Annotated in this window: 22 protein-coding genes; 9 read left to right on the top strand and 13 right to left on the bottom strand. The window is 65.0% G+C overall.

Going from position 1 to position 25203, the window contains the following annotated elements; all coding sequences use genetic code 11:
• Positions 1–244: 244 nt before the first annotated feature.
• The 4 genes from OKA04_RS18115 to OKA04_RS18100 form a co-directional block, all read right to left on the bottom strand.
• Positions 245–1795: a glucose-6-phosphate isomerase gene (locus OKA04_RS18115; RefSeq protein ID WP_264502613.1), complete on the bottom strand. Its 1551-nt coding sequence runs from the start codon at positions 1793–1795 to the stop codon at positions 245–247.
• 107 nt (positions 1796–1902) lie between these two features.
• A complete protein-coding gene (locus tag OKA04_RS18110) occupies positions 1903–2430 on the bottom strand; it encodes an adenine phosphoribosyltransferase (RefSeq protein ID WP_264502612.1) in 528 nt (175 codons plus the stop codon).
• 354 nt (positions 2431–2784) lie between these two features.
• A complete protein-coding gene (locus OKA04_RS18105; protein WP_264502611.1) occupies positions 2785–3129 on the bottom strand; it encodes a hypothetical protein in 345 nt (114 codons plus the stop codon).
• Between the two features lie 21 nt (positions 3130–3150).
• Complete coding sequence (locus OKA04_RS18100) at positions 3151–3771, bottom strand: acyl carrier protein phosphodiesterase (protein ID WP_264502610.1); 621 nt, start codon at positions 3769–3771, stop codon at positions 3151–3153.
• Positions 3772–3844: 73 nt separating this feature from the next.
• On the opposite strand from OKA04_RS18100, the gene OKA04_RS18095 reads away from it, so the two are divergent.
• A complete protein-coding gene (locus OKA04_RS18095; protein WP_264502609.1) occupies positions 3845–4654 on the top strand; it encodes an aminotransferase class IV in 810 nt (269 codons plus the stop codon).
• Positions 4655–4733: 79 nt separating this feature from the next.
• Here OKA04_RS18095 and OKA04_RS18090 read toward each other — a convergent pair whose 3' ends face one another.
• The gene (locus OKA04_RS18090) at positions 4734–5840 is read right to left on the bottom strand and encodes an Ldh family oxidoreductase (RefSeq protein ID WP_264502608.1); all 1107 of its coding nucleotides are present in this window, start codon (positions 5838–5840) and stop codon (positions 4734–4736) included.
• Positions 5841–6146: 306 nt separating this feature from the next.
• Here OKA04_RS18090 and smc point away from each other — a divergent pair, with 306 nt between their 5' ends.
• Both smc and mnmA read left to right on the top strand, forming a co-directional pair.
• Positions 6147–9926, top strand: coding sequence for a chromosome segregation protein SMC (smc, locus tag OKA04_RS18085; protein WP_264502607.1), 3780 nt, complete (start codon positions 6147–6149; stop codon positions 9924–9926).
• A gap of 365 nt (positions 9927–10291) precedes the next feature.
• On the top strand, positions 10292–11380 hold the full coding sequence (gene mnmA, locus OKA04_RS18080; RefSeq protein ID WP_343226906.1) for a tRNA 2-thiouridine(34) synthase MnmA: 1089 nt from the start codon (positions 10292–10294) through the stop codon (positions 11378–11380).
• Here mnmA and OKA04_RS18075 read toward each other — a convergent pair.
• From OKA04_RS18075 to ybiA, 3 genes are all read right to left on the bottom strand, one after another.
• The gene (locus OKA04_RS18075; protein WP_264502605.1) at positions 11326–12474 is read right to left on the bottom strand and encodes an acyltransferase family protein; all 1149 of its coding nucleotides are present in this window, start codon (positions 12472–12474) and stop codon (positions 11326–11328) included. The two genes, mnmA and OKA04_RS18075, sit on opposite strands and share 55 nt — an antisense overlap.
• Before the next feature lie 281 nt (positions 12475–12755).
• Positions 12756–13325: a 3'-5' exonuclease gene (locus OKA04_RS18070; RefSeq protein WP_264502604.1), complete on the bottom strand. Its 570-nt coding sequence runs from the start codon at positions 13323–13325 to the stop codon at positions 12756–12758.
• Positions 13326–13342: 17 nt separating this feature from the next.
• Entirely contained in the window at positions 13343–13900 is a 558-nt protein-coding gene (gene ybiA / locus OKA04_RS18065; protein ID WP_264502603.1) for a riboflavin biosynthesis intermediates N-glycosidase, read from the bottom strand.
• 303 nt (positions 13901–14203) lie between these two features.
• Here ybiA and OKA04_RS18060 point away from each other — a divergent pair, with 303 nt between their 5' ends.
• The 3 genes from OKA04_RS18060 (at position 14204) to OKA04_RS18050 (ending at position 16334) form a co-directional block, all read left to right on the top strand.
• Complete coding sequence (locus OKA04_RS18060) at positions 14204–15487, top strand: chloride channel protein (protein WP_264502602.1); 1284 nt, start codon at positions 14204–14206, stop codon at positions 15485–15487.
• 93 nt (positions 15488–15580) lie between these two features.
• A complete protein-coding gene (locus OKA04_RS18055) occupies positions 15581–15853 on the top strand; it encodes a hypothetical protein (RefSeq protein ID WP_264502601.1) in 273 nt (90 codons plus the stop codon).
• A gap of 70 nt (positions 15854–15923) precedes the next feature.
• On the top strand, positions 15924–16334 hold the full coding sequence (locus tag OKA04_RS18050; RefSeq protein WP_264502600.1) for an NYN domain-containing protein: 411 nt from the start codon (positions 15924–15926) through the stop codon (positions 16332–16334).
• A 347-nt stretch (positions 16335–16681) separates the two neighbouring features.
• Here OKA04_RS18050 and OKA04_RS18045 read toward each other — a convergent pair whose 3' ends face one another.
• The 5 genes from OKA04_RS18045 to OKA04_RS18025 form a co-directional block, all read right to left on the bottom strand.
• Entirely contained in the window at positions 16682–16816 is a 135-nt protein-coding gene (locus OKA04_RS18045; protein WP_264502599.1) for a hypothetical protein, read from the bottom strand.
• 304 nt (positions 16817–17120) lie between these two features.
• Entirely contained in the window at positions 17121–17903 is a 783-nt protein-coding gene (locus OKA04_RS18040; RefSeq protein ID WP_264502598.1) for a TatD family hydrolase, read from the bottom strand.
• A gap of 57 nt (positions 17904–17960) precedes the next feature.
• On the bottom strand, positions 17961–18419 hold the full coding sequence (locus OKA04_RS18035) for a RidA family protein (protein ID WP_264502597.1): 459 nt from the start codon (positions 18417–18419) through the stop codon (positions 17961–17963).
• A 72-nt stretch (positions 18420–18491) separates the two neighbouring features.
• Entirely contained in the window at positions 18492–19571 is a 1080-nt protein-coding gene (locus tag OKA04_RS18030) for a M23 family metallopeptidase (RefSeq protein ID WP_264502596.1), read from the bottom strand.
• Between the two features lie 13 nt (positions 19572–19584).
• A complete protein-coding gene (locus OKA04_RS18025; RefSeq protein WP_264502595.1) occupies positions 19585–20070 on the bottom strand; it encodes a hypothetical protein in 486 nt (161 codons plus the stop codon).
• 291 nt (positions 20071–20361) lie between these two features.
• On the opposite strand from OKA04_RS18025, the gene OKA04_RS18020 reads away from it, so the two are divergent.
• The 3 genes from OKA04_RS18020 to OKA04_RS18010 all read left to right on the top strand — a co-directional run bounded on the left by OKA04_RS18020 (position 20362) and on the right by OKA04_RS18010 (position 25176).
• The gene (locus OKA04_RS18020) at positions 20362–21327 is read left to right on the top strand and encodes an AEC family transporter (RefSeq protein ID WP_264502594.1); all 966 of its coding nucleotides are present in this window, start codon (positions 20362–20364) and stop codon (positions 21325–21327) included.
• A 70-nt stretch (positions 21328–21397) separates the two neighbouring features.
• Complete coding sequence (locus tag OKA04_RS18015; RefSeq protein ID WP_264502593.1) at positions 21398–22216, top strand: IclR family transcriptional regulator; 819 nt, start codon at positions 21398–21400, stop codon at positions 22214–22216.
• Positions 22213–25176 (top strand): PSD1 and planctomycete cytochrome C domain-containing protein, encoded by a 2964-nt coding sequence (locus tag OKA04_RS18010; RefSeq protein WP_264502592.1) that lies wholly within the window; start codon positions 22213–22215, stop codon positions 25174–25176. Before OKA04_RS18015 ends, OKA04_RS18010 begins: the two co-directional genes overlap by 4 nt.
• The last annotated feature ends 27 nt before the right edge of the window (positions 25177–25203 follow it).

The raw sequence follows: 25203 nt of genomic DNA, 5'->3' as shown, positions 1-25203 counted from the left end.
CATGTTATCTAACAGTTGAATGAGTCGCTTGCGGGGAAGCGTTTAAGGGCGAATCTGTTAGCAAGTCGGGACATGGGTTTCCCCTCCCCGAACAAAAGAGCGTTCCCCATGGCAGGTTGCCGGGGAACGCTTCTTTTTGCAAAGGGTAGGCCGCTGTTGGCAGATACGAAGAAGCGCATCCGACGGTATGCCGGATGCGCTTGGAAAAATCCTGAGGCAGGATGCCTCGGCTAATTTTTCTCGATCAGAGCGAGAAGTTGTCCTCCTTCGGCGTGGTGCCGATGGAGATCTGGACCTCGCCGTTCGCGGACAGGTGGGTCAGGCAGTGATAGACGTCCTCGGGATCGGCATCTACCTCGAAGGCGATCTGGTCGGCGGTCTTCGCCTCGGAGACCAGACGGCTGCGCACCGCGCCGAGCAGGTCGAGGAAGACGGCCGCGGCCTTCTTCCCCGCCTCTACGCCGGGTTGGTGGTAGGCGTTGATATTCACCAGCGAAGCGTAGAAGGAAACGGTCCGCTCGAAGAGCGCGATCAGAACGCCGAGCTGGAAGGGCGTCACCTCCGGGATGGAGATCGTGATGGACTTTCGGCCGGAGTCGTAAAGCGCCTTGCGGGTGCCGCGCAGGAAGCCCTGCAGGTAGTCGGCGGAGCTGTTGCCCGGCTCCACCTCGATCGAGTCACCGTGGCGGCCCTTGCGCACCTCGATGAAGGTGGCGAAGAAATTCGCCACGCCGTCGCGGAGCTGCTGCACATAGGCATGCTGGTCGGTGGAGCCCTTGTTGCCATAGACGGCGATGCCCTGGTTCACCACGGCACCGTCCAGGTCGTGCTCCTTGCCGAGCGACTCCATCACGAGCTGCTGGAGATACTTCGAGAAGAGGACGAGCGAGTCCTTGTAAGGGAGCACCACCATGTCCTTCTCGCCCTTGCCATTGCCGGAGGCATGCCAGGCGAGCGCGAGGCGCATGGCGGCATTGCCGTCGCCGGTCTTGCGCGTCTCGGCGTCCATGGCCGCGGCACCGGCGAGGAAGGCATCGATATCGATGCCCTGCAGCGCGGCGGGCACCAGACCCACGGTGGACATCACGGAGGTGCGGCCGCCGACCCAGTCTTCCATGGGGAAGCGCACGAGGAAGCCTTCCTTCTCCGCATACTGGTCGAGCTTCGAGCCGGTGCCGGTCACGGCCACGGCGTGCTTGCCGAAGTGCAGGCCCGCGGCGTCATAGGCGGCCTTTGCCTCGATCATGCCGTTGCGGGTCTCGGGAGTGCCGCCGGACTTCGAGATGACCACCACGAGGGTCTTCGCCAGTCCTGCCGCGCCGATGTCCGAGAGCACGCGGTCGATGCCTGCCGGATCGGTATTGTCGAAGAAATGGATGGGCATGCGCGCGCCATGGCCGATGGCCTCGGTCACGAGCTGCGGGCCGAGCGCCGAGCCGCCGATGCCGATGAGCAGGATGCGCTGGAAGACGCCGCCGCTGAGGGGCTTCACCTGGCCGGTGTGGACCTTTTCGGCGAAGGCCTTCAGGTCGGCGAGGGGCTTGGTGATCGAGTCGCGGAGCTCCTGGCTCGGGGCGAGCGCGGCATTCCGCAGCCAGTAGTGGCCGACCATGCGGCCCTCGTCGGGATTCGCGATCGCTCCGGACTCCAGTGCTGCGATGTCGGCGAATGCCTTCTCCACCTTGGGCGCCATCTTGGCGAAAAACGCCTCATCGAGGTCCATCAGCGAGGTGTCGAGGGAAAAGCCGAATTGAGGGTAGCGGATCAGCGAGGAAGCGTAGGTGGACCAGGACATGGGAAAATTGGGATTGCGCGCGCGCAGGATGGGAAAGCCGGGCTGACAGGGCAAGCGGCGGGACTGTCACGAGGAGGCGGTTCGCTTCATCCGCGGTATCAGGAAGGCTAATCGAATACAAGGATCGACGTGACCTTGTGGTCGCCTAACATCCGCCTGCCGCCGAGGAAACCGAGCTCGATGAGGAAGGTGACGCCGACGACCTGCGCGCCGAGCTGGTCCAGCAGGTTCAGCGCCGCACCGGCGGTGCCGCCGGTAGCGAGCAGGTCATCCACCAGCAGGACGGTCTCACCCGGGGCCACGGCGTCCTCGTGCAGCTCCACCACGGACTCGCCATACTCCAGCGAGTAGGCCTGCTGGCGGGTTTTCCACGGCAGCTTGCCCTTCTTCCGCACGGGGATGAATCCGGCTCCCAGCCGGTCTGCCACCGCGGCGGCGAAGATGAAGCCACGCGCGTCGATGCCCACCACCTTGTCGATCCGCTGGCCGCCGGCGCTGTCGCAGATCAGCGTGATCGCGTCGCGAAAGAGCGCCGGGTCCGCGAGGACGGGCGTGATGTCCTTGAAGACGATGCCCGGCTTCGGGAAATCGACCACGTCACGGATGGCGGCGCGCAGGGTATCGGCGGATGGCATGCAGGATTCGTTAGGCCGCTGCAGTCCTCAGGCCAAGGCGGGAATGGCCACCGGGCCTCGCCATGAAAAGAAATACGCCGCACGGAGTCGCCTATCCGTGCGGCGTGATTGGGTGTGTGGCCTTGCGGCCGTATTAGTATCAGGGTGAAGCAGCGATCTTGATGGGATCCATCCCTTCGTTGGAAAAACCGGCGGACAGCGCTGGGGAGGGCCGTACGGTGTCCGATGATCCCCTCGAAGGGCGAGGGAGGAGAGTCTGCTCGGTTCGCGGGCGACCGACGGTGATACGATGGCGGATCTGCGTAACTTCCACCATTACGCGATCACGGGTAAGTTTCTAACCCCGTCCAGATATCATTCGCCGGTCTTCAGTTTCTCCACCGCCTGGCGCGTCCGCTCCGTGAGTAGGGCGCGCACCACGGTGATCATGAGGACGCAGCACACGGCCGCCGCCCCCGCGTAATACCATTGCGGCTCCGAGCCGAGCTTTGGCAGGGAGCGTGCTGCCCCCAGCAGGGCGAGCACCCCGGCTCCGGTGATGCCATGCCATTTTGACCGGAGCGAAAAGATCCCACATATCACAAAGCCTCCGCCGAGGGTGAGTCCGCCCTGGAGCAGGACCGGGTCCTTCGTCTGCTGGAAGACCGCGAGGCCGAGGAGGGCGATCAGGATGCCGCCGGTGAAGATCAGGATGCGCACGGCGGGACGCTAGACGCTGCTTCACCTGCGGTCCATGACGACATTTGCCTCCGGCCCCTGATCGCGGACCCAGGTCCGGAGCAGAGGAAAGAACGCGCGGAAGCCCGCCTCGAATGCCGCCCGGTGCCGCCGCAGGTCGTCGATCGCCCCGCGGATCGGGCGGAAGCCGGGATGACGGAGTGAGACGCGGTGGAATACCCCGTCCAGCCCGTCATCCGTGCCTTGGTGGCCGAGCCAGTCGTCGGCGATGCGCTCGTCCAGCGTGTCCGCGAGGTCGGGTGGCAGCACGTCGCGGTGGGCGAGGAGTTCGCCATTGCAGCGGTCGATGAAGTCCCGCAGCGGCTGTGGCCCGTGCTCGTCCCAGTGCCGCGTGAGAAAGTGGTCATGGACGAGATCCACGATCACCCCGGCAAAGCGCCGCCTCTCCGGCGCGACGAGGGATTTCAACTCAGTTGTGGCTGGATGCTCGTCGGAAAAGCGATCGATGGCCCGGTGACGGACGATGCCCTGCACCACCTTCAGCGGAAACTTTTCCGTCAGGCTCTCGGGCCTCCCGGGCACGAAGTCCCCGAGCAGATTCCCGATCCGCGAGAGGGGATCGTTTTCCGCGAGCAGCAGGTGGGCGAGGTAGTTCAATGCCACATTGGACTGCCGGATCGCCCGCCGTGCAATGCGGGCTTTCCGCCGTCCGCCTCCTTGCCGCAGTCTAGCCGCCGTGAGCTGGACCTGGTGCAATGGCGACTTCTTCGATGGCCCGCTGGCCGTTTCCCCAACGGATCGCGGGCTGACGAATGGCCTGGGCCTCTTCGAGACGGTGCTGGCCATCGGCGGCTCGCCGCTGGCGCTGGACCTGCATCTGGCCCGGCTGAATGCGGGGGCGGCAAGATTGGGATGGGAGGTGGATGCCGGTGAAATCGCGCTGGCAATCCCAGGCTTGCTGGACCGTTGCGGGCTGGCACAGGAGGGTACGCGAGCGCGGGTCCGCATCGCGATCACCGCCGGGGCGGGGGACCTGCGGGATCTGGCCCGGGGCGTCGGAGCGCTGGCTTGGATCACGGCCTTCGCGAGCCCGGTACCGCCGGAAAGCCTCTCGCTGGTCACGGCTACCTTTCCCCGGAACGAGCGCTCGCCGCTGGCCGGACTGAAGTGCGCCTCGTATGCCGAGAATCTGTTCGCGCTCGATGCCGCCCGCCGTGCCGGGGCGGACGAGCCGCTTTTTTACAATACCCGCGGAGATCTCTGCGAGTCGGCCACGATGAATGTCTTCGTGGTGAAGGACGGGGTGGCTCTCACGCCGCCGCTTTCCTCGGGATGTCTGCCGGGCACGATGCGCGAGCGCGTGATCTGCCAGATCCCGGTGCGGGAGGCGGATCTCACGGCGGAAGACATCACGTCGGCGGACGAGGTTTTTCTCTCATCGGCGATCCGCGGCGTGGTGCCGGTATCCGCCATCGACGGTCGCTTGATTCCGACCGGACCCGTGGCAGAGCGGCTGCGCCGGACTGCCTGGGATCGGTGGACTTGAAAGCAGAGAAGGGGCGGGACGCCCCTTCAACGGACTGGAGCAGGATGCTCCAGCCACTTTCTTCAGAGGCTGTCCGCGTTCAGAGGACGTCCGCGTCGATGGGCTCCAGCTCTTTCAGTCCGAGTTCGGCAGCGAGTTGGTTGAATTCCATCAGCTCGGCAGCGGTGAAGTGCAGGCCACCGGCGGCGTCGGACTTCTTGCGGGCCTCGGCCTCGAATTGACCCGGCAGGATGCAGCCCTCGTTGCCGTGGCCGAAGACATCTTTCAGCACCGCCTTGAGGTTCTCCATCTGGTCGCGGCCCTTGGCGAAGTCGCCGCCGGAAATCGCGTCCGGGTGGATCACTTGGAAATAGAATGCAGCGGTGGTCTTTTCGCCCGCCGGTGCCTGCGCCTTGCGGCCGCGGATGGTCGGCAGCGAGCCGCCGATCATTCCGCCGTAGATCTCATTGATGAGGCACATGGCGTAACCCTTGTGCGCGCCGAAAGGGAGCAGGGCCGCGACCTCGTTCGGGTCGGTGGTCGGCTTGCCATCCTTGTCCACGGCGGCGCCGGGAGGCAGGGACTTACCCTCGCGCTTGAGCGCCTGCACGCGGCCCATGGCCACGGTGGAGGTGGCCCAGTCGCTCACGATCGGGAAGCCGAGCGCATCCGTGGTGGGGAAGCCCCACGAGTGGGGATTCGTGCCGAGGGTAGGGAATTTTCCGCCAAAAGGAACGACTTCCGCGAGGGTGGAGGTGCAGTTCGTGTAGGCGATGTAGCCGCGCTCGGCGGCCTCCATCACATAGCCGCCACCCCACAGGTAGTGGAAGGCATTGTCCACGCTCACCTGGCCGATGCCATACTGGTCGGCCAGCTCGATGCAGCGCTCGATCGCCCGGTAGGCGACGCTTTGGCCCAGTTTGCGGTGGGCATTCCACGTCTCGGATCCGGCGAAGCGAGATGGGACGACCTCGATCTCCGCTCCCGGGACACAGCCGCCGGTGGCGCTGCCGAAGAGGTGGTCGAGGTGCAGCGCCTTCAGCGCGTGGTGCGTGCGGATGCCGTGGCGGGCCGCTTCCGCTGCCAGCTTCGCGCCCTCGGCCGCCTCGTCGGCGGTGAATCCACGGGAGCGGTAGGCGGCCTCGACCAGGCTGTCGTGGGCTGCGCGGGAGACGGTCAGGAATTCGGAGAGCACTGCGGTGGACATACTTGCGGGCCGAAATTAAGCGACAGGTTGTCAGACAACTCAAGCCTCGATTGTGACTCGGGCCGCGTAGCAGGACCGGATGACACGTTAGATTGCCCCGCCTTGGTTCCGGCGGAAATTGCACCGAACGCAAATTTATAAAGAAACCTTAAAGTTCACAAAACTCAACAGGTGGTGTATAAAATTTATACGAACCACAATATGTAGAGCAAATCGGACCGGGTGCTTTCCCGCGGGGATTTCCCGGATACGCTGGCCGATGTCCGGAATCCCTCCCGGGCTGAACCTCCAACCCGCTTCTGTCGCATGTATTTAAAGTCCCTCGACATCCACGGCTTCAAGTCCTTCGCGGACAAGACGAAGATCGAGTTCCACAAGGGCGTGACCGGCATCGTCGGCCCGAATGGCTGCGGGAAGTCGAACGTGGTGGACGCCATCCGCTGGGTGCTGGGGGAAACATCGGCGAAGGCCCTGCGCGGCGGTGAAATGGCCGACGTCATCTTCAATGGCACCGAGCGCCGCAAGCCGCTGGGCATGGCCGAGGTGACGCTGACCATGGCGGACTGCGAGGAGGCGCTGAAGGTGGACTACAACGAGGTCTCGCTGACCCGCCGCGTCTTCCGCGACGGCAAGTCGGAGTACCGCATCAATGGCACGCTCTGCCGCCTGAAGGACATCCATGACCTGCTCATGGACACGGGCATCGGGCGGACGGCCTACTCGATCATGGCGCAGGGCCAGATCGACCAGATCCTCTCGTCGAAGCCGGAAGAGCGCCGCATGGTCTTCGAGGAAGCCGCGGGCATCACGAAGTACAAGCGCGAGAAGAAGGAGGCGCTGCGGAAGCTGGAATTCACCGAGGCCAACCTGCTGCGCGTGTCCGACGTGCTGGCCGAGCAGGAGCGCCGCATGAACTCGCTGAAGCGCCAGGTCGCCAAGGCCCGCCGCTACCAGGCTCTCGCCGGCGACGTGCGCATCCTGGACACCCACCTGGGCCACAAGCGCTTCGTGGAGATGTCCGCCGAGCGCGACGAGCTGAAGACCTCGATCCGCTCGCTGGAGGTGCAGGAATTCGAGCTCGAGCGCCAGATGGCCCCGAAGGAGGAGGCCGTGGCCGACGCCCGGCTGAATGCCCGCAATTTCGAAGGAGAACTCGCCGACCTCCGCCAGCAGCTCAACTCGCACCGCAACGCCCTCTCGGCCGCGCAAGGCCGCGTCGCCTTCAACGAAGAGCGCAAGGCCGAGCTGGAGAGCCGCATTTTCCAGAACCGCGAGGAAATCGAGACGACCCGCGAGAAGCTCGCCCAGCAGGAATTCGACGTCGTGGCGGCGAATGAAACGCTGGAGCAGCTCGCCCGCCGCATCGCCGAGCAGGAGATCCAGCTCGGCGATCAGGAGGAGCGCACGATGATGGCCCGTGGCGATCGCGAGCAGATCGAGGCGCAGCTCCGCGAGGCCCGTGCCGAGGCAAACCGCGCCCAGACGATCATCGCATCCACGCAGGCCCGCATCGAAAGCTCGCTCGCGCAGCTTGAGACCAGCCGCGAGCGCGCCCGCATGCTGGCGGATGAGGAGCAACGCCTGAACCTCGAGGCCGAGGAGGCGAACGAGCAGCGCAACCGCATCGTGGTGGAGCTGGAGGAACACTCCGCACGCACCGGCGAGCTAGAGGAGGCTTTCCAAAAGGCCGAGCGCACCTATCAGCACACCCGCGGAGACCTCGACGCCTCGCGCACCGCGGCGACCGAGGCAAACAAGATCCTCGCCCAGCGCGACTCACGTCTGAAAGTGGTGCGACAGCTCGTGGCGAGCGGCGAAGGTTTCCAAAAGGGCACGCGGAAGGTGCTCGATGGCCTTGACGATGCGGAGCGCTTCAAGCCCGGCATCCATGGCGTGCTCGCCGGATTCATCGAGGCGGACCGCTCTTGCGCCCGTGCGATCGAGACCGCCTTGGGCAAGCACCTTCAGGCCGTCTTGGTGGCCGATGAGAAGCTCGCGGATGCGATTATCTCGCGCCTCACCGAGAAGCGGCTCGGCGTGGCCGCCATCTTGCCGGAGACCTTCGTCGGTCACTCGGTCAGCACCCAGATGGAAGCCGTGCCCGAGGGCGCGGTCGGCTGGGCGCTCGACAAGGTGAAGTCCGACCCGCGCGTGTCCCGCGTGATTGAAAAGCTCCTTGAGAAGGTGCTCATCGTGCCGAATTACGCGACCGCGATGCGCCTGCGCTCGTCGCTCGCCGATGTGACGATGGTCACGCAGGCCGGCGAGCTGATCGGTGCCGAGGGCGTGATTCACGGCGGCGACGCGGGCGAGGGGAATGTCTCCGTGCTGGAGCTTCAGAATGAAGTGCGCGACTTGGAGACAGAAGTCGCCGGGCTGGTGCAGGCCGAGGAAGCGGCCCGCCAGCGCGTCACGGATCTGGAGGGCTCGCTGGGCCGGCTTCAGGAGGAAATGGAAGTCTGCCGCGAGCGCATCCAGCGCCACAAGGTGGAGCTTTCCACGCTGCAGGGACAGCTCACGCTCGCCTCGCGCGAGGTGGAGAGCGTGCAGACGAAGATCGAGAACGTGCAGTGGGAACGCGGCGAACTCGACAGCCGCGAGCAGGCCGCGAACGACAGCCGCAGCGGATTGGAGAGCGAGCTGGCCATGGCGCGCGAGCGTCTGGAAGGCCACGAGGAAGACCAGCGCCGCCTGCAATCGCAGGTCGAGGGTTCCCAGCGCGACGAGGCCGAGCTGGCGCAGGCGCTGAATGAACTGCGGACCTCTCTGGCCGTGGAACGCCAGGCGAAGCACGCCGCCGAGGCCCAGCAGCAGCCGATGGAGGCACGCCTGAGCGAGCTGCGCGAACTTTCCATCCGCCGCGAGACGGAGATCGAGTCCTTTGTCCAGCGCATCGAATCCGCCGCCGCGGAGAACGCCCGGCTGTCCGAAGAAGTCGAGACGCACCAGGCCGAGGCCGAGGACCTCGCCATGGAGATCGAGTCCCGCGCGAGCCGTCGCAATGAACTTCTCGAAGTGATCGACCGCGCGGAAGCCGAGCTTTCCGAAGTGCGGAAGCGTCTTGCGAAAGCTTCCGAGCAACGCGGTCGCGAGGAGGTCTCGATCACGAAGATCGAGCTTCGCCTCGAAAGCCTCGTCACCTCCATTCTGGAGCGCCATCAGGTGGAGCTCTCCACCTTCGAGCCCGACGCGCACGCTCTGCTTTCCTGCATCGCCTCGCAAAAGGCGCAGCAGTCGCGCGGCGGACGCCAAAGCTTCGTGGAGAATGAAGACGGCGAGGAGGAAGAGCAGCCGATCGTGGTGGTGGATGCCTCGAAGGACAGCGACGAGATGGAGCTGCCGCCGCAGATGACCGGCGAGCCGGACTGGGGATTCGTCGAGGCCATCGTCGGCGACCTCAAGCGCCGCCTCGACGGCATGGGCCCGGTCAACGTGGACGCCATCGAGGAGTATGAAGAACTCGAGGAGCGCTACAACGAGGTGCGCTCGAACTACGACGACCTCGTGAGTTCGAAGGCGAATCTGATCGAGGTGATCGAGAAGATCAACGAGGAGACCCAGCGCCGCTTCGCCGAGACCTTCGCGCAGGTGAAGATCAATTTCCGCGACATGTTCAAGGAGCTCTTCGGCGAGAAGGGCCAGGCCGACCTATTGCTGCAGGACGAGAACGACCCGCTCGAGTCCGGCATCGAGGTGATTGCAAAGCCGCCCGGCAAGAAGCTCCAGAGCATCTCGCTGCTCTCCGGTGGCGAGCGCTCGATGACCGCGGTGGCGCTGCTCTTCTCGATCTACATGATCAAGCCGAGCCCCTTCTGCGTGCTGGACGAGCTGGATGCTCCGCTCGACGAGTCGAACATCAACCGCTTCGTCAAGGTGCTGGACCGCTTCATCGACAACAGCCAGTTCATCATCGTCACCCACTCGAAGCGCACCATGGCACGCGCCGATGTGATGTATGGCGTGACGATGGAGGAATTCGGCGTGTCGAAGCCGGTGGGCATGCGCCTCACCAATGCCGACGACATGGCAAGCAAGGGCGAGGCGAAGACGGCCGCCCAGAAGGCCGCCCTGAGACTCGACGCGTAAGGGCAGGGGAGAACAAGGCAGCGATACTTTCCAACGATTCTTCCGACAGAAGAGGGATGAGGGACGGAGGGTGAACCCGGGTGGGTCTCGCTTTCCGTCCCTCGATTTTTGGAAGCGAAAGCGCTGGGAGCGCGCGGCCACTGGCCCGCTTGGCAGGTAGGCGAACCTAGGGAAAGAGCCGCCTTCATGGAGAGGCATCCGGAAAAGCACGCTCATCCCGTGCTTCGCCCACCGTCCAAGCGAGCCGGTGGCACGCGCTCCCAGGGGGCTGGCACCGCGGGAGGCGGCTTTCATCCATGCTTCTCACCGTTGGAACTTCTCACTTCCCACTTGGCACTTCCCGTTCCGCGCCTACCACTCCCGGCATGGCGAAGGTGCTGGTGGGACTTTCCGGCGGGGTGGACAGCTCCGCCGCGGCGGCGCTCTTGATCGAGCAGGGGCACGAGGTCGCGGGGGCATTCATGAAAAACTGGGTGAATGCCGAGGGCATCCCGGGAGATTGCCCGTGGGAGAGCGATCTGGAGGATGCGCTGGCCGTGGCCCGCTCGCTGGGCATCGAGTTCCGCGTCATCGACCTCATCGACCAGTACAAGGAACGCATCGTCGACTACCTCGTGGAAGGCTACCGCAGCGGCATCACGCCGAATCCGGACGTGTGGTGCAACCGGGAGATGAAATTCGGCGTCTTCCTCGACTATGCGCTTGAGCAGGGCTTCGAGAGCGTGGCCACGGGGCACTACGCGAGGAAGCGCACGCTGTCCGATGGCAGCCCGGCCATCCTGCGCGGCGCGGATCCGAACAAGGACCAGAGCTATTTCCTCTCGCTCATGACCACGGAGCAGGCGGCCCGCGCCGTCTTCCCTGCGGGCGAGCTGCTGAAGCCTGCGGTGCGCGAGGTGGCGCGGCGCTTCGGCCTGCCCACGGCGGAGAAGAAGGACAGCCAGGGGATCTGCTTCATCGGGGAGATCAAGATGAGCGACTTCATCAGCCACTACATCCCGGACAAGCCCGGGGAGATCGTGGACACCACGGGCAAGGTCATGGGCACGCATCGCGGCCTGCACCTCTACACGCTGGGCCAGCGGAAGGGCCACGGCGTCGCCTCCCCGCGCGAGGGGATGGCCTACGTGGTGGTGGGAAAGGACATCGGGCGGAATCGCCTGGTGGTCGGCTGGGATCTCGGGGAGACGCCCGGCCTCTACGCCCGCGAGTGCATCATCGGCAGCGTCTCCACCATCGGCAGCCCGCTGCTGCAGGGCGGCCCGCGCTGGCTGGAGGCACAGCCGCGCTACCGGGCAAAGGCGGAGCGCGCGGAGATACTGCCGCGCGAGGATGGCAGGGTCACGCTGCGCTTCCAGACGCCCCAGCGGGCCATCGCCCCGGGGCAGATCTGCGCCTTCTACGAGGGTGGCAGATTGCTCGGCGGCGGCGTCTTCGAGTCCGTGGAGGCGTAGCGGAAGTGGCGCTTCAGCGAGAGGCAGGGTCTTTCTAACAAGAGCCAGCTCGCCTGCGCCGCCAGCAGCGAGAGGGCGAAGGCGGCGAGCGTGAAGACACCCAGCGCCACCAGCGGCTGGCCGCCCAGCGCGCCCATGATCCAGCGGTCATGCAGCGTGCCCTTCAGCCAGGGGTCGAAGAGCGAGTGCAGGATGTAGAGCCCGTAGCTCAGCCTGCCCAGCGTGAGCAGCGGACGGGAGGAAAGCGCCCCCTCCAGCACGCCGCGGGACCCCAGCGCCAGCACCACCAGCGAGCCCCAGAGGAAGGGGGAAAAGGGCACCAGCGAGACCTGCTGCGGGAAGATGAGCCCGGCCACGGTGATGGCCCCGGCCGCGAGACACACGCGCCCGGCCCACCGGCTGAGGGCGGCCCAGCGCGCCTGGTCCTGATCCTGGAAGACGATGGCCAGCCATGCCCCGCCCGCCAGCGTATTCAGCCGCGTGGGGGTGAACATGTAGGAGCCGATGGGATTCCCCGAGTAGTGCAGCGCGTAGTGCACCGCCGGGGCGATGACGAGGCAGGCGAGGCAGACCTTCTCGAGGTGCCGCCGGGGCAGGAAGGCCACGAGGAAGGGCCACACCATGTAGAACTGCTCCTCCACGGCCAGCGACCAGAAGTGCCCCAGATCCACTCCCGCCGGGTGGTCCAGCCACGTGCCCTTCACCGTGGAGCCGATATTCGAGAGGAAGAGGAAGTACCACCACGGCGAGTCCTGCCCCGCCGGGCAGAGCAGGAAGACGAGCGCCAGCACCGTGTAGTAGAGCGGGAAGATCCGCAGCGCACGCCGGGCGTAGAAGACGCCAAAGGCGCGTGGCGTATCCATCCGCGACTTCAGCAGGATGCCCGTGATGAGGAAGCCGGAGAGGACGAAGAAGAGATCCACGCCGACGAAGCCGCCGAGCGACAGGCGGCCCCACCAGGTGGCCGTGGTGACCTCGTGCCCGGCCTTCAGGAAGTGGCTCAGCATCACCAGCAGGATCGCCAGGCCGCGGATGCCATCCAGCACCGGGTAGTGCTTCGGTTCGGAGGATCCGGCGGCTGCGTCTGATGACATGGAGGAGGGTCCGGCTGGCAGGGTGGTGCCATCCGGACGGGAAAAGAAAAACCGCTGTGCCGTCCTAGGAGCTGAGAGCCACGTTCCAGTTGCTCAACAAGTGGGAGGTCCGATCCTGGTAGGTCGTCCTGAGAAGGCATGACCCGTATTCTGGATGCGGTGAGTTCTCCCCGTTTTAATACATCGGTCCGGGCACGCTACCTTTGCGTAACGAACACAGCAGTCGGGAGGGACTCTAGGCTGCGAACCGGGGCTGGCAACCCATTTCACGAGCAGATGCGCTACGAGTTTTTGCGCCCTCCCGGCATGAGAATTTCCTTGTAAACGCGGGCGATATTCCTCGCGTCATCGATGCCCCGGTGAGGCGTGCCCGAGAACTCCAGGCGGAGCCGTCCGAGCGCTTGTCCCAGACCGAAGCGCTTCTGCGAGCCGATGGCCGTGGAGAACTCCGCCTTCAGGTTGCGGTGGCCGTTTAAGAAGGGATAGGGGAGCCCGTGATGGTCGCAGTCCTGGGCGAGTTGCTTGCGGTCGTAGTCGCCCCACGAGCAAAAGACGGGGAGTCCGGATCGTGCGATCCACGCGGCGAATGCAGCCAGGGCATCCGGGAATGCGGGTGCCATGTCCACGTCTCCTTGCGTGATGGTGGTGAGGTCCTTGCAGAAGTCCGTGAGCTGCGGATGGCGGACCGGACGGATGAACGTGCCGAACTCGGACACGACATCGCCGCTGGCCGCATCCACTGCCACCGCGCCTATCTCGATGATCTCCATCTCGTGGCGTGGGAAGCTCAGCCGGTCGCAGCAGGTCGCCTCGAAATCGACGATGGCGAGGGTGGGGGAAGATTGGTTCATTTCGTTGGCATCGGGGTCTAACAGGCCCGGAGCCGGGAGCGGACTTCCATGAGAGCGAAGCCAAGGAGGTTCAGGCCGTTCCATGCCACCGGATTTTCCACATCGCGATGATCTGCGGACATGCCGATCCCCCAGATCTTGTCATAGGGGCTGGCCTCGACCAGGACCCGCTCTCCGGTGGTCAGGAGGAAATCCTTCATCGGGGGATTCCGGGAAAATTTCCCGAGGTTGCCCTCCACCACCAGACGGTATCGCTCGCGGGTCCACGTCGCTTCGTCAAAGCCGCGGACTTTCCGACCGAGTTCCTTGGCTTGCTTCGGATGGGATGACTTCAAGACGCGCTCCTCGATCTCCCGGTCGCCGAACAAACGGGCCTTGGCAGCCATCATGAAATGCTCGGCGGTGGGGTAGCAGATGCCATCCACGGTGAAGGGCGAAGGGAACCATTGGCTGAAGCATGACTTGGAGACCGAGCCATCTGCGGGCGGAGTATGCCCCCAGAAGAAGAGATATTTGAGGGGCTCTCCCCGTTCCGTAGCGGCGAGAAGATCATCGAGGGAAAAGATACCGGGCATCTGGAGACATCGGGGATGTGATCAACTTCTAGTTCATGAGGTCATCGTGGTAAATCACGATAGCTCGACCCCATTCCTCGCCACTGCCGACGCTTCTAACAAGACGGGCAACCGGTTCCGGCGGCTCACGCTGCCGGCTACTATCCTGCACCCCTTCAGGGTGAAAGCTCCACTGGTCTCCGTCCTCTGATTTCGGATCTCCGGTTTCCGATCTCCGACATCTGCCCTCCGTCCTCCGATCTCCGGCACGCCGCCCTATCCTTGCTTCGCGGTCGTGTCCCGGCTTCACTCCTGCCCGAGACGATGGCGGCCCTCCTCCAATTGCGGGCAAAGTGGGCATGGGCGCGGCTCATCGCCCTGGCGGTGGCGATGGCGGTGCTGGTGGGCTCGGCGTGCGCGTTCTTCCTGTGGAACCTGGAGGCGGTCACGCGGATCCGCTTCGATCACCCCTGGCTGCTGTGGCTGCTCCCCGTGGCGGGGATGGCGGTGGCGTGGCTCTACCATCGCCATGGCGGCGAATCCGACGGGGGGAACAATCTAATCCTCGACCGCATCCACGATCCCGGCGGTGGCGTGCCGCGCCGGATGGCCCCGCTGGTGCTGCTGGGCACGCTGGTGACGCATCTCTTTGGCGGATCTGCCGGGCGTGAAGGCACGGCGGTGCAGATGGGCGGCAGCATCGCCAGCGCGGTGGCTCGGCCATTCCTGCTGGCGAAGGGCCACGTGCGGATGCTGCTGATGGCCGGGGTGGCGGCGGGCTTCGGGGCGGTCTTTGGCACGCCCCTCGCCGGGGCGGTCTTCGCCGTGGAGGTGGCCGTCGTCGGCAGGCCCGGCCTGCGTGCGCTGCCGCTGTGCCTGCTGGCGTCCTATGTGGGGGATCTGGTCTGCCGGGCATGGGGGGCAGGGCACACGCACTATCACATCGATGGCGTGGCGGGCCCGCTCGCGGCGGGGTATCTGGATGCGCTGCTGCTGGGGAAGATCGCGCTGCTGGCGCTCGCTTGCGGTCTGGTGGCGTGGAGCTTTGCCACGCTCTGCCACGGGCTCTCTGCCCGGCTGCGCCGCTGGGTCCCGCAGCCCGTGTGGCGTCCTGCCATCGGCGGGCTGGCGGTCATCGTGCTCTTCCTCATCGCCGGGCGGGCGGATTTCCTCGGGCTCGGCGTGTGGTCGCCGGATGCCGGGGCCGTGACGCTCACGTCGCTCTTTTCCTCGCCGGAGATCCATCCGTCGGCGTGGGTGTGGAAGCTGGCCTTCACGGTCGTGACCATATCCGCGGGCTTCAAGGGCGGGGAAGTCACGCCGCTCTTCTTCATCGGGGCCGCGCTTGGTAATGCATTGGCCGGGGCGCTGGGGGCGCCACCGGAGCTCTTCGCCGGGCTGGGGATGGTGGCGGTCTTTGCCGGGGCGAGCCAGACGCCGCTGGCCTGCACGCTCATGGGAATCGAGCTTTTCGGCCCCGGGCACGCCCTGCCGCTCGTGCTCGTGTGCGGCCTCGCCTTCCTCGCCAGCGGGCACTCCGGCATCTACCGGTCCCAGCGGTTTGCGATGCGGAAGCCCCTCTGGCGGCGGCCTCCCGGGCACCCCTGATCCGGTGCCGCGCGGGGCGGGTGGTGAAGAAAAGAGGGCATTTCCCCTTGCTACGCGTCCCGGCAGCGGATTAAACCCCTCGCCACCAACACCATGGGCCAGCAAACCAAGACCATCGTCAAACGCCGCCGCCGCAAGCTCTACCTCAAGCGCAAGAATGAGCAGGCCAAGGCAGGCGGTATCGTGAAGAAGACCGCCGTCGCGAAGAAGTCCGCTGACGACGAGGACAAGAAGGCCGCCAAGAAGGCTCCTGCCGCGAAGAAGGCCGCCAAGAAGGCTCCTGCGAAGAAGGCTGCCAAGAAGGTGGAAGAAGAGACCGAGACCACGACCCCGGCTGCCGAAGCGGCTCCGGAAAGCGAGGAGTGAAGACTCTGGGATCCTGATTTTTTTCCGAGGGCCGGTTGCGACAAGCTTCCGGCCCTCTTTCTTTCGCGGCATGGAGCAGCTCCTCATCGTGGACGGACACAGCGCGATCTTCGGCATGGAAGACCTGCGCGAGCTGCACCACGGGCCGAAGCGCCACCTCGCCCGCATCGAGCTGGTGAAGCGCCTGCGCGACCTGGGCGACCGCGGCGAGTGGAAGGTGGTCGTGGTCTTCGACGGCCGCCAGACCGACCGCGGCTACGAGGGTGGGAATGACGAGGGCATCCTCATCATCTACTCGAAGGCCCGCGAGACTGCCGACGCCGTGGTGGAGCGCCTCGCCGCCCGCTTCTCGGAAAAGGGCGATCGCGTCCGTGTGGCGAGCAACGACAACATGGTCATCCTCACCGCCACCACCTTCGGCGCGGAAGCCATCCGCATCGAGGAGTTGGAAGACTGGTGGGAAAGCGGCAGCGGCGGGTGAGTGTTTTTTGGGGGGAGGGTAGCAAGGGACGCAAGGATCGGCGGAGCCGGGAGTGCTGGCTTTAGCCGGCTTGGCAGGTAGGCGAAGTATGGGTGGATGCAGCTTTTCGCGATTCCGGCTTCGCTGGGAGCGCGTGCCACCGGCTCGCTTGGATGGAAGGCGAAGCGACCAGTGAAGCATGCTTCCCCGGATGCCTCTCCATGAGGCCCGCTTTTTCCGTAGGCGCGCCTACCTGCCAAGCGCGCCAGTGGCACGCGCTCCCAGGGGGCACAAGGATCGGCGGAGCCGGGAGCGCTGGCTTCAGCCGGCTTCGCAGGTAGGCGAAGCAACCCTTCCAGATCGCTCAATCATCCGCTCTCCGCCAGCCGCCCCGAGGTCACCTTCAATGCCGACGGAGACCCTGTGCCACCGTGGTCCGCATCGCTCCGCGTGCGGTCGAAGCAGTTCTGCAGGCGGGCCTCGATCTCTGGCTCTTGGCGCACGGTGTGAAATCGGGCTTTGATAGGTAGCTTCCCGGACCGGCGCACCGCACGCGGAGCGATGCGGACCACGATGGTCTCAGGTGGCATCAGCTTTTGAGGTCACTTCGCCCGCACGTCCAAGCGAGCCGGTGGCACGCGCTCCCAGCGGTCCGCCCCATGAGGTGCAGCTCTTTTCTTGGCTTCGCCGATCCATCCAAGCCGGCTAAAGCCAGCGCCCCCGGCTCCGCTTATCTTGATGGTGCGGCTTTCAGGCAAGAGGCATGTTATTTAGCGCTTCGCGGTCGGCTGCCAGCCACGTCTCAGGTCAGTGCCCGGAGCGATCAAAGAAAGCCCGGTGATTCTCCGCGGTTTGTGCGACGAGTTCTTCGAGCAGGATCTCCAGACGTTCCGCGAGGCCAGCGGCGATGCTCGGCAGGTTGGCAGGATGATTTCCTTCGTCGCAGGGATGGCTGATGTATTCCTCCGGTGGCATCATGTCCGGGGCGTCGGTCTCGATCAGCAGTCGGTCACGGGGCACAGCCTTGAAGGCTTCCACCACCTTGACCTTCCGAGGCTGAAGAAAGTAGCCGGAAAAAGAAAACCACGCACCGAGATCGGCGAGGCGCTTCACGAGTTCCGCTGATCCGCCGAAGGAGTGCAGCAGGAAGCGAGGTGGCGGAGGCTCGTCCTTGAACGCATCAAACAGCGGCTCCCAAGCTTTCAGCGCGTGGATGGTCACCGGCAATTTCCGCTCACGGGCGAGGGCGACTTGCCGGAGGAAGACCGGCCGCTGGATCTCCAGCGCTGGCGCGGCGATCCAGCCGTCTAGCCCGCATTCCCCGACGGACGCATCCGGAAAGCGATCGAGGTAGCTCTCCAAAAGAGGAAGCCACCTCGGCGAGGCGAGGTGCGCTTTCCACGGATGGAGGCCGAACGCGGGCCAGACGAAATCAGGAAACTGATCGGCGAGGCGGGCGACGGCTTCCCAGTCGTCCTCGCCCGTCCCGTTCACGACACATCCGGCCACCCCGGCGTCCCGCATTTCCGCGACGATCTTCGCGGGATCGGCGAAACGCTGGAGGTGGTTGTGCGAGTCGTAGGCAGTCATCGGTCCGTGGTCATGAGACAACGGGGAACCGCCGGAGGCAATCGACCGGGACGTCGATTACTCGACCTCCACGATCAAGTTGATCTCCACTGCCACGTTCAGCGGCAGGGCGGCGGCACCGAGCGCGGTGCGGGAGTGTTTTCCCTTTTCGCCGAAGATCTCGATGAGCAGCTCGCTGGCTCCGTTCACCACCTGCGGGTGGCCGAAGAAGTCCGGGGCGGAATTCACGAAGCCATTCAGCGCGACGATCTGCTTCACCTTGTCCAGCGAGCCGATCTCCTGCTTCACCACGGCGAGGCGGTTCAGGATGATGATGCGGGCGCCTTCCTGAGCTTCCTCGATGGAGACGTCGCCGGGCACCTTGCCGATCACCTTGCGATCACCGTCGATGGGCAGGCCGCCGGAAAGGAAGAGCAGGTTGCCGCTGCGGACGCAGTTGACGTAGGCAGCGACGGGGACGGGGACTTCAGGGAGCGTGTGGCCGAGGCTTTCGATGCGGGCGAGGATGGAATCCATGCCGGGAGCTAAGAGACCCCGGCCGGAAGTGCCAAGTGCCAACCCTCGCCGATCCGCGGAAGTTCCGCCCGCTCACTCGCCCGCAGGCGCGGCACTGGATGCCGGGGTGACCGAGGTGGCGGGTGTGGGAATGGGGAAGTCATCCGTCAGCAACGCCAGGAGCTGCTTGCCGGAGCGGGTCAGCACCGCCTTGTCGCCCTGGCCATCGATGAGGCCGCGGGTCAGGTGGCGGTGATTCACTCGCGAGTCCCGCACGGCGGTCACGACCGGCTCGGAGACCGGCCGCTGGCTGGGCGCGATGCCGGTGATGAGGCCGGTGGCGGTGAAGGACAGCTCCCACGATGGCGAGGCTTCCATGATGTCGCCCTTCACCATCCAGCGGTGGCGGCGGGCGAAGTCCCACTCGCCATCGCGCGGGATGGTCAGCTTGAAGTAGGCGGGGCTGTTCAGGACGAAGTCCTGGATGCGCAGGGCCGGGTTCTTCTTGTGCTCCAGATAGAGCGTGGCCACGTCCATGCCGGCGAGATTCAGGCCGCTGTAGTTCCCGTGGTGATTCAGGCCGCCCGAGAATGCCTTGTGCCAGCCATCGAAGTGATCGCTCATCTTCAGGCACATTTCCAGGTGCAGGTGGGCGCGCACGTTGCTGCCGTAGAAGCCATCGCCCGTGTAGCCCATCTGGCCGAGCACGGAGCCCATCTTCACGGGGTCGCCCGCTTTCACGGTCACCTTCGCGAGGTGGGCGTAGAGGCTGTAGAAGGCATCGCCGCCGTAGTTGTGCTCCACCACGATGTATTTCCCGTAGTTCGAGCGCCCGGCGACGTCGCTGGCGTGGACCACGATGCCGTCCGAGACGGCCATGATGAGGTCGAGCGGGTTGCCTGCCTTGTCACGCTTGTCCGGCTTGATGTCGATGCCCTCGTGGAACTTCGTCAGCACCACGTCCTTGCCGATGCGCAGCGGCGTGCGGACGTAGCCGTAGGCACCGCCCTCCCATGGCTTCGAGGTCTCGCCCTCGAAGATGCGGTCCACGTACATGTAGAACTTCTCCGGCTCGCCGGTGAAGAGGTGGTGATTCTCCGTCGGAAGCTGGAGTTCCAGCGCGGAGAGGGGCGTGAGGAGGGAGGCGAGGGCGAGAGCGAGGGAGCGGAGCATGTCGGGATGGGAATCAGCGGCGTGGCTTGGCTTCACCGATGCGGGGAACCTGGGTGTCGAAAGCGTCGATCTCGGCAGCGCCGATGCCCTTCCAGATCACGAGGTGGCCGTCGTCCACCTGCTTGTCGATCATCACGGCATCGACCCGGCGGCCATTCACCACGGCCAGCATCCAGCGGTTGACGTTGGCATTGGTCACCGCGACGAGGCGGTTGCGTGCGTTGGGCTTGAGCTGGAGCACCACGCCGAAGCCCTGTCCATCCTCGGAGGGGAAGGGCTTGAAGGCGGCAATGTCCTTGGTCATGAACTCGGGATTTCGCCGGAAGACCATGTTTTTCCCGTGATTGAACTGCTCGAAGATCATCTTCGGGTTGTCCGAAGGATCTCCCTGCATGTGGAAGGAGATACCGGCGTTCTCGCCTTTCTTCCCGCCGGCGTGGGCGACGAGGCCCGGGCAGAGGGTGAGCAGGACGATCGCAAGCAGGCGCGGCAGGGTCATGGAGCGGGAGCTTGGCTAGCGTGCCGCGCTTTGGGAATCGGAAAATCGGGCCGTTAGCCCGGGGCAGGCGTGGTGAAGAGAGGATTCACCGCCAAGACGCCAAGGTCGCCAAGGGAGGAGGATGCAAAGGGGGGGGCATGACCGGGACGGCCGCAGTGCGTCGCATTTCTTCCTTTCGTCCATTTCGCTCGTTTCGTTGTCCTCCCATCTAAGGTCCTCACTGCGAATCCTAAGCTATTCCGTGTGGAATCCGGCTTGTGGGGGAGGGGTGGGCTGGAAATGCTCCGCGCCGTGGATACTTCCCAGGCGGTTCTCGCGGCGGTCTTTCCGGTCTATCTGATCATCATCGCGGGGGCAGTGCTGCGGAAGTTGCGGATCCTCAAGCAGGATCAGGACGAGCCGGTCTTCCGCCTCGTCTTCGGCATCCTCTACCCCTGCTTCATCCTGGACAAGATCCTCGGCAGTTCGAGCGTCCGGGACGGCGGGGCGGTGCTGTGGGGCATCGGGGTCGGCTTCAGCCTCACGGTGCTCGGTTTCGCCGGGGCGTGGTTCTTGGCGGGCCTGATGAATTTCCAGAAGGGCGCGGGCAAGCGGACCTTCACGCTGACGACCGGGGTGCAGAATTTCGGCTACACTGCCATCCCCGTGGTGGAGCAGGTGTGGGCGGGCACCGGGGCGATCGCGATGCTCTTCGTCCACAATCTCGGCGTGGAGCTGGCGATCTGGTCGGTGGGCGTGATGATCCTCTCCGGAGAGAAGAATGTCCCATGGAAGAAGCTGGTGAATGGGCCGGTGATCTCCGTGCTGCTCGGCCTGGTACTGGTCGGCTCGGGCCTCGACGGCTATCTGGCCACGGGTGGCGGGCATCCGGTGGGCGAGCCAGTGCGGAAGGCGATGGCGTGGCTCGGAGCCGGGGCTTTCCCGGTGGCGATCCTTATCACCGGCGCGCTGGTCATCGATCTGGTGGGTGCTGACAAGCTCTCGCCCAAGGTGGTGCTGGGCGGCACGGTGGTGCGTCTGGCGGTGCTGCCGATGCTGTTGTTGGCGGCGGCGAAATTCCTTCCCGCCCCGGTGGCGCTGAAGCAGGTGCTCATCGTGCAGGCTGCCATGCCATCTGCCATGACGCCGATCATGCTGGCAAAGGTTTACGGCGGGAGGCCGGGCGTGGCGGTCCAGGTGGTGATCGCGACAACGGTGGTGAGCCTTTTCACGCTGCCCTTCGTGATTGTATGGGGCCGCCAGTGGGCGGGTTTGTGATAGATTTCTTCGCGAAATTCTGAAAGACACGGAGCATCCCCTTTGTAAGGGGCCACGCACCGTGTTCGATATGACAAACGAATCTGACTGGGAGAACAGCGCCGACAATCCTCGCGCGCGCTATATTGTACCAAATCTCGACCGTGCACTCGTGATGCTGGAACTCCTGAGTTCCCGTCCCGAGGGGATCAACGTCAGCGACTTGGGCGTTGAACTGAAGATCCCGAAGAACAGCGCCTTCCGCATCGCGGTCACGTTGGAGAACCGCGGCTTCCTCGAAAAGGTCGAGGGCACCAAGCGCTACAAGCTCACCCCGCGCCTGCTGGTGCTCGGCGCGATGTCGGTGACGGACGCGAATCTTTTCGAGAAATCCATCGATGTGATGCGCCGCCTGCGCGACGCGACGGGCGAGACCGCCCTGCTCGGCACCATCATCGATACGGAGGGCGTGGTCCTCGACCAAGCGCTCGGCACGCATCACTTCAAGTTCGCCGTCGATCCCGGCACGCGCTTCTGCCTGCACACCGCCGCCCCGGGCAAGGCGATGCTGGCGGCCATGCCGGAGGAAGAGCGCACCCAGCGGGTGATGAAGATGAAGCTCCCGCGCTTCACGGCAAACACGATCACCACGCACGATGCCTTCCTCGCCCATCTGAAGGAAGTCGGCGAGCGCGGCTATGGCTTCGATCTCGCCGAAGAGATGGAAGGCCAGACCTGCATCGGTGCCGCCATCCGCGGAGCCACCGGTGGCGTGATCGCCGCATTGTGGATCACCGCTCCATCTTCCCGCATCCCGGATACCCAACTCGACACCTTCGGAGCCGTGGTGAAAGCCCACGCGGATGAAATTTCCGGCCGCTTCGGAGCTGTCTTATCCCAAATTTCATGAGGAACACGCTGGTCATCGGTCTTGGCGCACTGGGTTTCGCCGCCACCTCTTCGGGTGCGGCGGAAACGGAAGGCGTGGAGTTCTTTCGCAACGAGGTGAAGCCGATCCTGGAGCAGAATTGCTTCAAGTGCCACGGCGGCGTCGATGAGAAGGGACACCCGCGCGTCCGTGGCGGGCTGCAACTCATCAGCCGCAAGGGTCTGATGAAGGGCGGCGCGCACGGCCCGTCATTCAACGAGACCGACCCGGCGAAGAGCCCCCTGCTGGAGGCGATTTCCTACAAGAACGAGGACCTGCAGATGCCGCCGCGCGGCAAGCTGCCGGACGAGGATCTGGCGAAGATCACCCGCTGGCTGGAGATGGGCGCGCCATGGACGCCGGAGGATGCCGACGTCATGGTGGAGATCCACGATCCGCTGGCCGGGGTGACCGAGGTGAATGAAAAGACCAAGGCCCACTGGTCCTACAAGCCGATGGAGCGCCACGAGCCGCCGAAGGTCTCCGACCCCGCGTGGTCGGAGAATCCGGTGGACGCCTTCATCCGCGCGAAGCTGGACGAGAAGGGCCTGCAACCGGTGGGCGAGGCGTCGAAGGCCGCCTTGCTACGACGTCTCTCGTACGACCTGACCGGCCTGCCGCCGTCGCTGGAGGAGATCCGGTCTTTCGAGGCGGATACCTCCCCGGACGCGTGGAGCAAGCAGGTGGACCGCCTGCTCGCCGCCCCGCAGTATGGGGAGAAGTGGGCGCGCCATTGGCTGGATATCGTGCGCTACGCCGAGTCGAATGGCTTCGAGCGTGACAATGAGAAGCCCTTCGTCTGGCGCTACCGCGACTACGTCATCCGCAGCTTCAATAGCGACAAGCCGTACGACCGTTTCGTGGCCGAGCAGATCGCAGGCGACGAGCTTCCGGACAAGACCGCGGATTCGCAGGTCGCCACCGGCATGCTGCGGCTGATGGCTTGGGACGACGAGCCCGCCGACCGCAAGCAGCACTTCTACGACGTGATGGACGACAATGTCCGCACCGTGACCGAGGGCTTCCTCGCGATGACCGCCGGGTGTGCGCGTTGCCACGATCACAAAGGCGACCCGATCCCGCAGTCCGACTATTTCAAGTTCGTCTCCTTCTTTCGCGGCACCGAGCCGATGGGGAAGGGGGGCAAGCAGACGCAGTTCATCCAATCGCCCGAGTTGGCCGAGAACCGCGGCGAGCAGCTCGCGGAATTCCGCGCCGAGGAAAAGCGCATTCGCGACTGGATGGCGCGCACCGAGCAGGGTGCCCTGAACAATGTGAATCGCACCCGTCCGGAGATTGCCGCGCGGGTGAGCAATATCGCCACGACGGACCGCTGGCTCGTCACCGATGCCCGCACGCGTCCGACGACGTGGCATTACACCACGCAGAAGCCGGCGGAGGATTGGTCGTCGGTGGGCTTCCGCGCAGAGAATGCGAATTGGCAGCAGGGTCCTGCGGGCTTCGGCACCGCGGCTCCCGGCGTGCAGGCTCGCACCGTGTGGACGGGCTCGGACATCTGGCTCCAGACCACATTCGGCCTCGAGGCCGTGCCGAAGTCGGTGCTGCTGCACCTCTATCACGACGAGGACATCGAGATCTACCTGAATGGCCAGCCCGTGCTCCAGCGCGAGCACCACGTGGCGGAGTACGAGCAGATCAAGGCACCGCGTGAGTTCATGGCCGCGCTGCAGACCGGTCGGAACGTCCTTTCCGTCCACGTCCGCCAGACTGCCGGTGGGCAGTTCTTCGACCTCGGTCTGGAAGTCGATGCCGTCACGCCGTCGGACTTGGTGCTGAATCGCCAATATCGCGCGGTGGCCCGGAAGGATCGCGAGACCTACCGCCGCGGCCAGGCCCGGTTGGAGGAGATCGAGCAGCAGAAGAAGTCGCCGGGCATCGAGGCGATGGTGATCACGGAAGTCGGCCCTGTGCCTCCTCCGACGCACATCCACCTGCGTGGCAGCGCCCATGCGGAGGGGGATGAGGTGCAGCCGGGCTTCCCCGCAATCTGGGGTGGTGCACCTGCTCCGGTGCTTCCTCCGGCCGCCGATGCGAAGAGCAGCGGCCGTCGCCTCGCCCTCGCGAAGTGGATGACGCAGCCGGATAATCCGCGTACTGCACGGGTGATGGTGAACCGCATCTGGCAGCACCATTTCAATCGCGGCCTGAGCCCGACGCCGAATGACTTCGGCTACCTCGGCACCGCGCCGACCCATCCCGAGCTGCTCGACTGGCTCGCCACGGAATTCGTCGCGAAGGGCTGGAGCGTGAAGGCGATGCATCGCCTGCTGCTGAACTCGAAGGCATACAAGCTCTCCATCGCCTCGAACGAGAAGGATGCCACGGTTGATCCGGCCAATGACTTCTTCTGGCGCTTCAATCCGCGCCGCCTCGGTGCGGAGGAATTGCGCGACTCCATCTTGCTCAGCACCGGCGAGCTGAATCTGGAGATGAGCGGTCCGAGCGTCTTCGTCCCAATGCCGGAGGAGGTGCTGGCCACTTCTTCAACGAAGGGCGGCAAGTGGGGCGTGAGCCCGCCGGACCAAGCGAATCGCCGCAGCGTGTATGTGAAGATCAAGCGCTCGCTGCAGCCGCCGATGTTCACGGACTTCGACCTCGCAGATACGGATACCACCTGTCCGACGCGTTTCACCACCACGGTGCCGACCCAGGCGCTGGCGATGATGAACAGCGAATTCATCCACGAGAAGGCCACCGCCTTGGCGAAGCGTCTCGAACAGGAGCACGCCGGTGACCTGCAGGCGCAGGTGAAGCGAGCCTTCGAGCTCGTGGTCTCCCGCCAGCCGGACGAGAGCGAGGTCATCCGCTCGCTCGCCTTCATCAATCAACTCAAGACCGAGAACCAGCTCGCACCCGAACTCGCCTTGCAACGCTTCGCGGTCGCCGTCTTCAGCTTCAACGAATTCTTCTATCTGGATTAAGACAAAACACCGGAAGACTCCAGACAT

It is taken from the genome of Luteolibacter flavescens, from assembly GCF_025950085.1.
Taxonomy (GTDB): Bacteria; Verrucomicrobiota; Verrucomicrobiia; order Verrucomicrobiales; family Akkermansiaceae; genus Haloferula; species Haloferula flavescens.
This window is presented reverse-complemented; position numbering and strand designations above follow the sequence as displayed.

Coding starts and splice junctions, on each gene's coding strand:
- OKA04_RS18115 (WP_264502613.1), bottom strand. CDS start 1,795: ATGTCCTGGTCCACCTACGCTTCCTCGCTGATCCGCTACCCTCAATTC.
- OKA04_RS18110 (WP_264502612.1), bottom strand. CDS start 2,430: ATGCCATCCGCCGATACCCTGCGCGCCGCCATCCGTGACGTGGTCGAT.
- OKA04_RS18090 (WP_264502608.1), bottom strand. CDS start 5,840: ATGTCCACCGCAGTGCTCTCCGAATTCCTGACCGTCTCCCGCGCAGCC.
- smc (WP_264502607.1), top strand. CDS start 6,147: ATGTATTTAAAGTCCCTCGACATCCACGGCTTCAAGTCCTTCGCGGAC.
- mnmA (WP_343226906.1), top strand. CDS start 10,292: ATGGCGAAGGTGCTGGTGGGACTTTCCGGCGGGGTGGACAGCTCCGCC.
- OKA04_RS18075 (WP_264502605.1), bottom strand. CDS start 12,474: ATGTCATCAGACGCAGCCGCCGGATCCTCCGAACCGAAGCACTACCCG.
- OKA04_RS18070 (WP_264502604.1), bottom strand. CDS start 13,325: ATGAACCAATCTTCCCCCACCCTCGCCATCGTCGATTTCGAGGCGACC.
- ybiA (WP_264502603.1), bottom strand. CDS start 13,900: ATGCCCGGTATCTTTTCCCTCGATGATCTTCTCGCCGCTACGGAACGG.
- OKA04_RS18060 (WP_264502602.1), top strand. CDS start 14,204: ATGGCGGCCCTCCTCCAATTGCGGGCAAAGTGGGCATGGGCGCGGCTC.
- OKA04_RS18055 (WP_264502601.1), top strand. CDS start 15,581: ATGGGCCAGCAAACCAAGACCATCGTCAAACGCCGCCGCCGCAAGCTC.
- OKA04_RS18050 (WP_264502600.1), top strand. CDS start 15,924: ATGGAGCAGCTCCTCATCGTGGACGGACACAGCGCGATCTTCGGCATG.
- OKA04_RS18040 (WP_264502598.1), bottom strand. CDS start 17,903: ATGACTGCCTACGACTCGCACAACCACCTCCAGCGTTTCGCCGATCCC.
- OKA04_RS18035 (WP_264502597.1), bottom strand. CDS start 18,419: ATGGATTCCATCCTCGCCCGCATCGAAAGCCTCGGCCACACGCTCCCT.
- OKA04_RS18030 (WP_264502596.1), bottom strand. CDS start 19,571: ATGCTCCGCTCCCTCGCTCTCGCCCTCGCCTCCCTCCTCACGCCCCTC.
- OKA04_RS18025 (WP_264502595.1), bottom strand. CDS start 20,070: ATGACCCTGCCGCGCCTGCTTGCGATCGTCCTGCTCACCCTCTGCCCG.
- OKA04_RS18015 (WP_264502593.1), top strand. CDS start 21,398: ATGACAAACGAATCTGACTGGGAGAACAGCGCCGACAATCCTCGCGCG.
- OKA04_RS18010 (WP_264502592.1), top strand. CDS start 22,213: ATGAGGAACACGCTGGTCATCGGTCTTGGCGCACTGGGTTTCGCCGCC.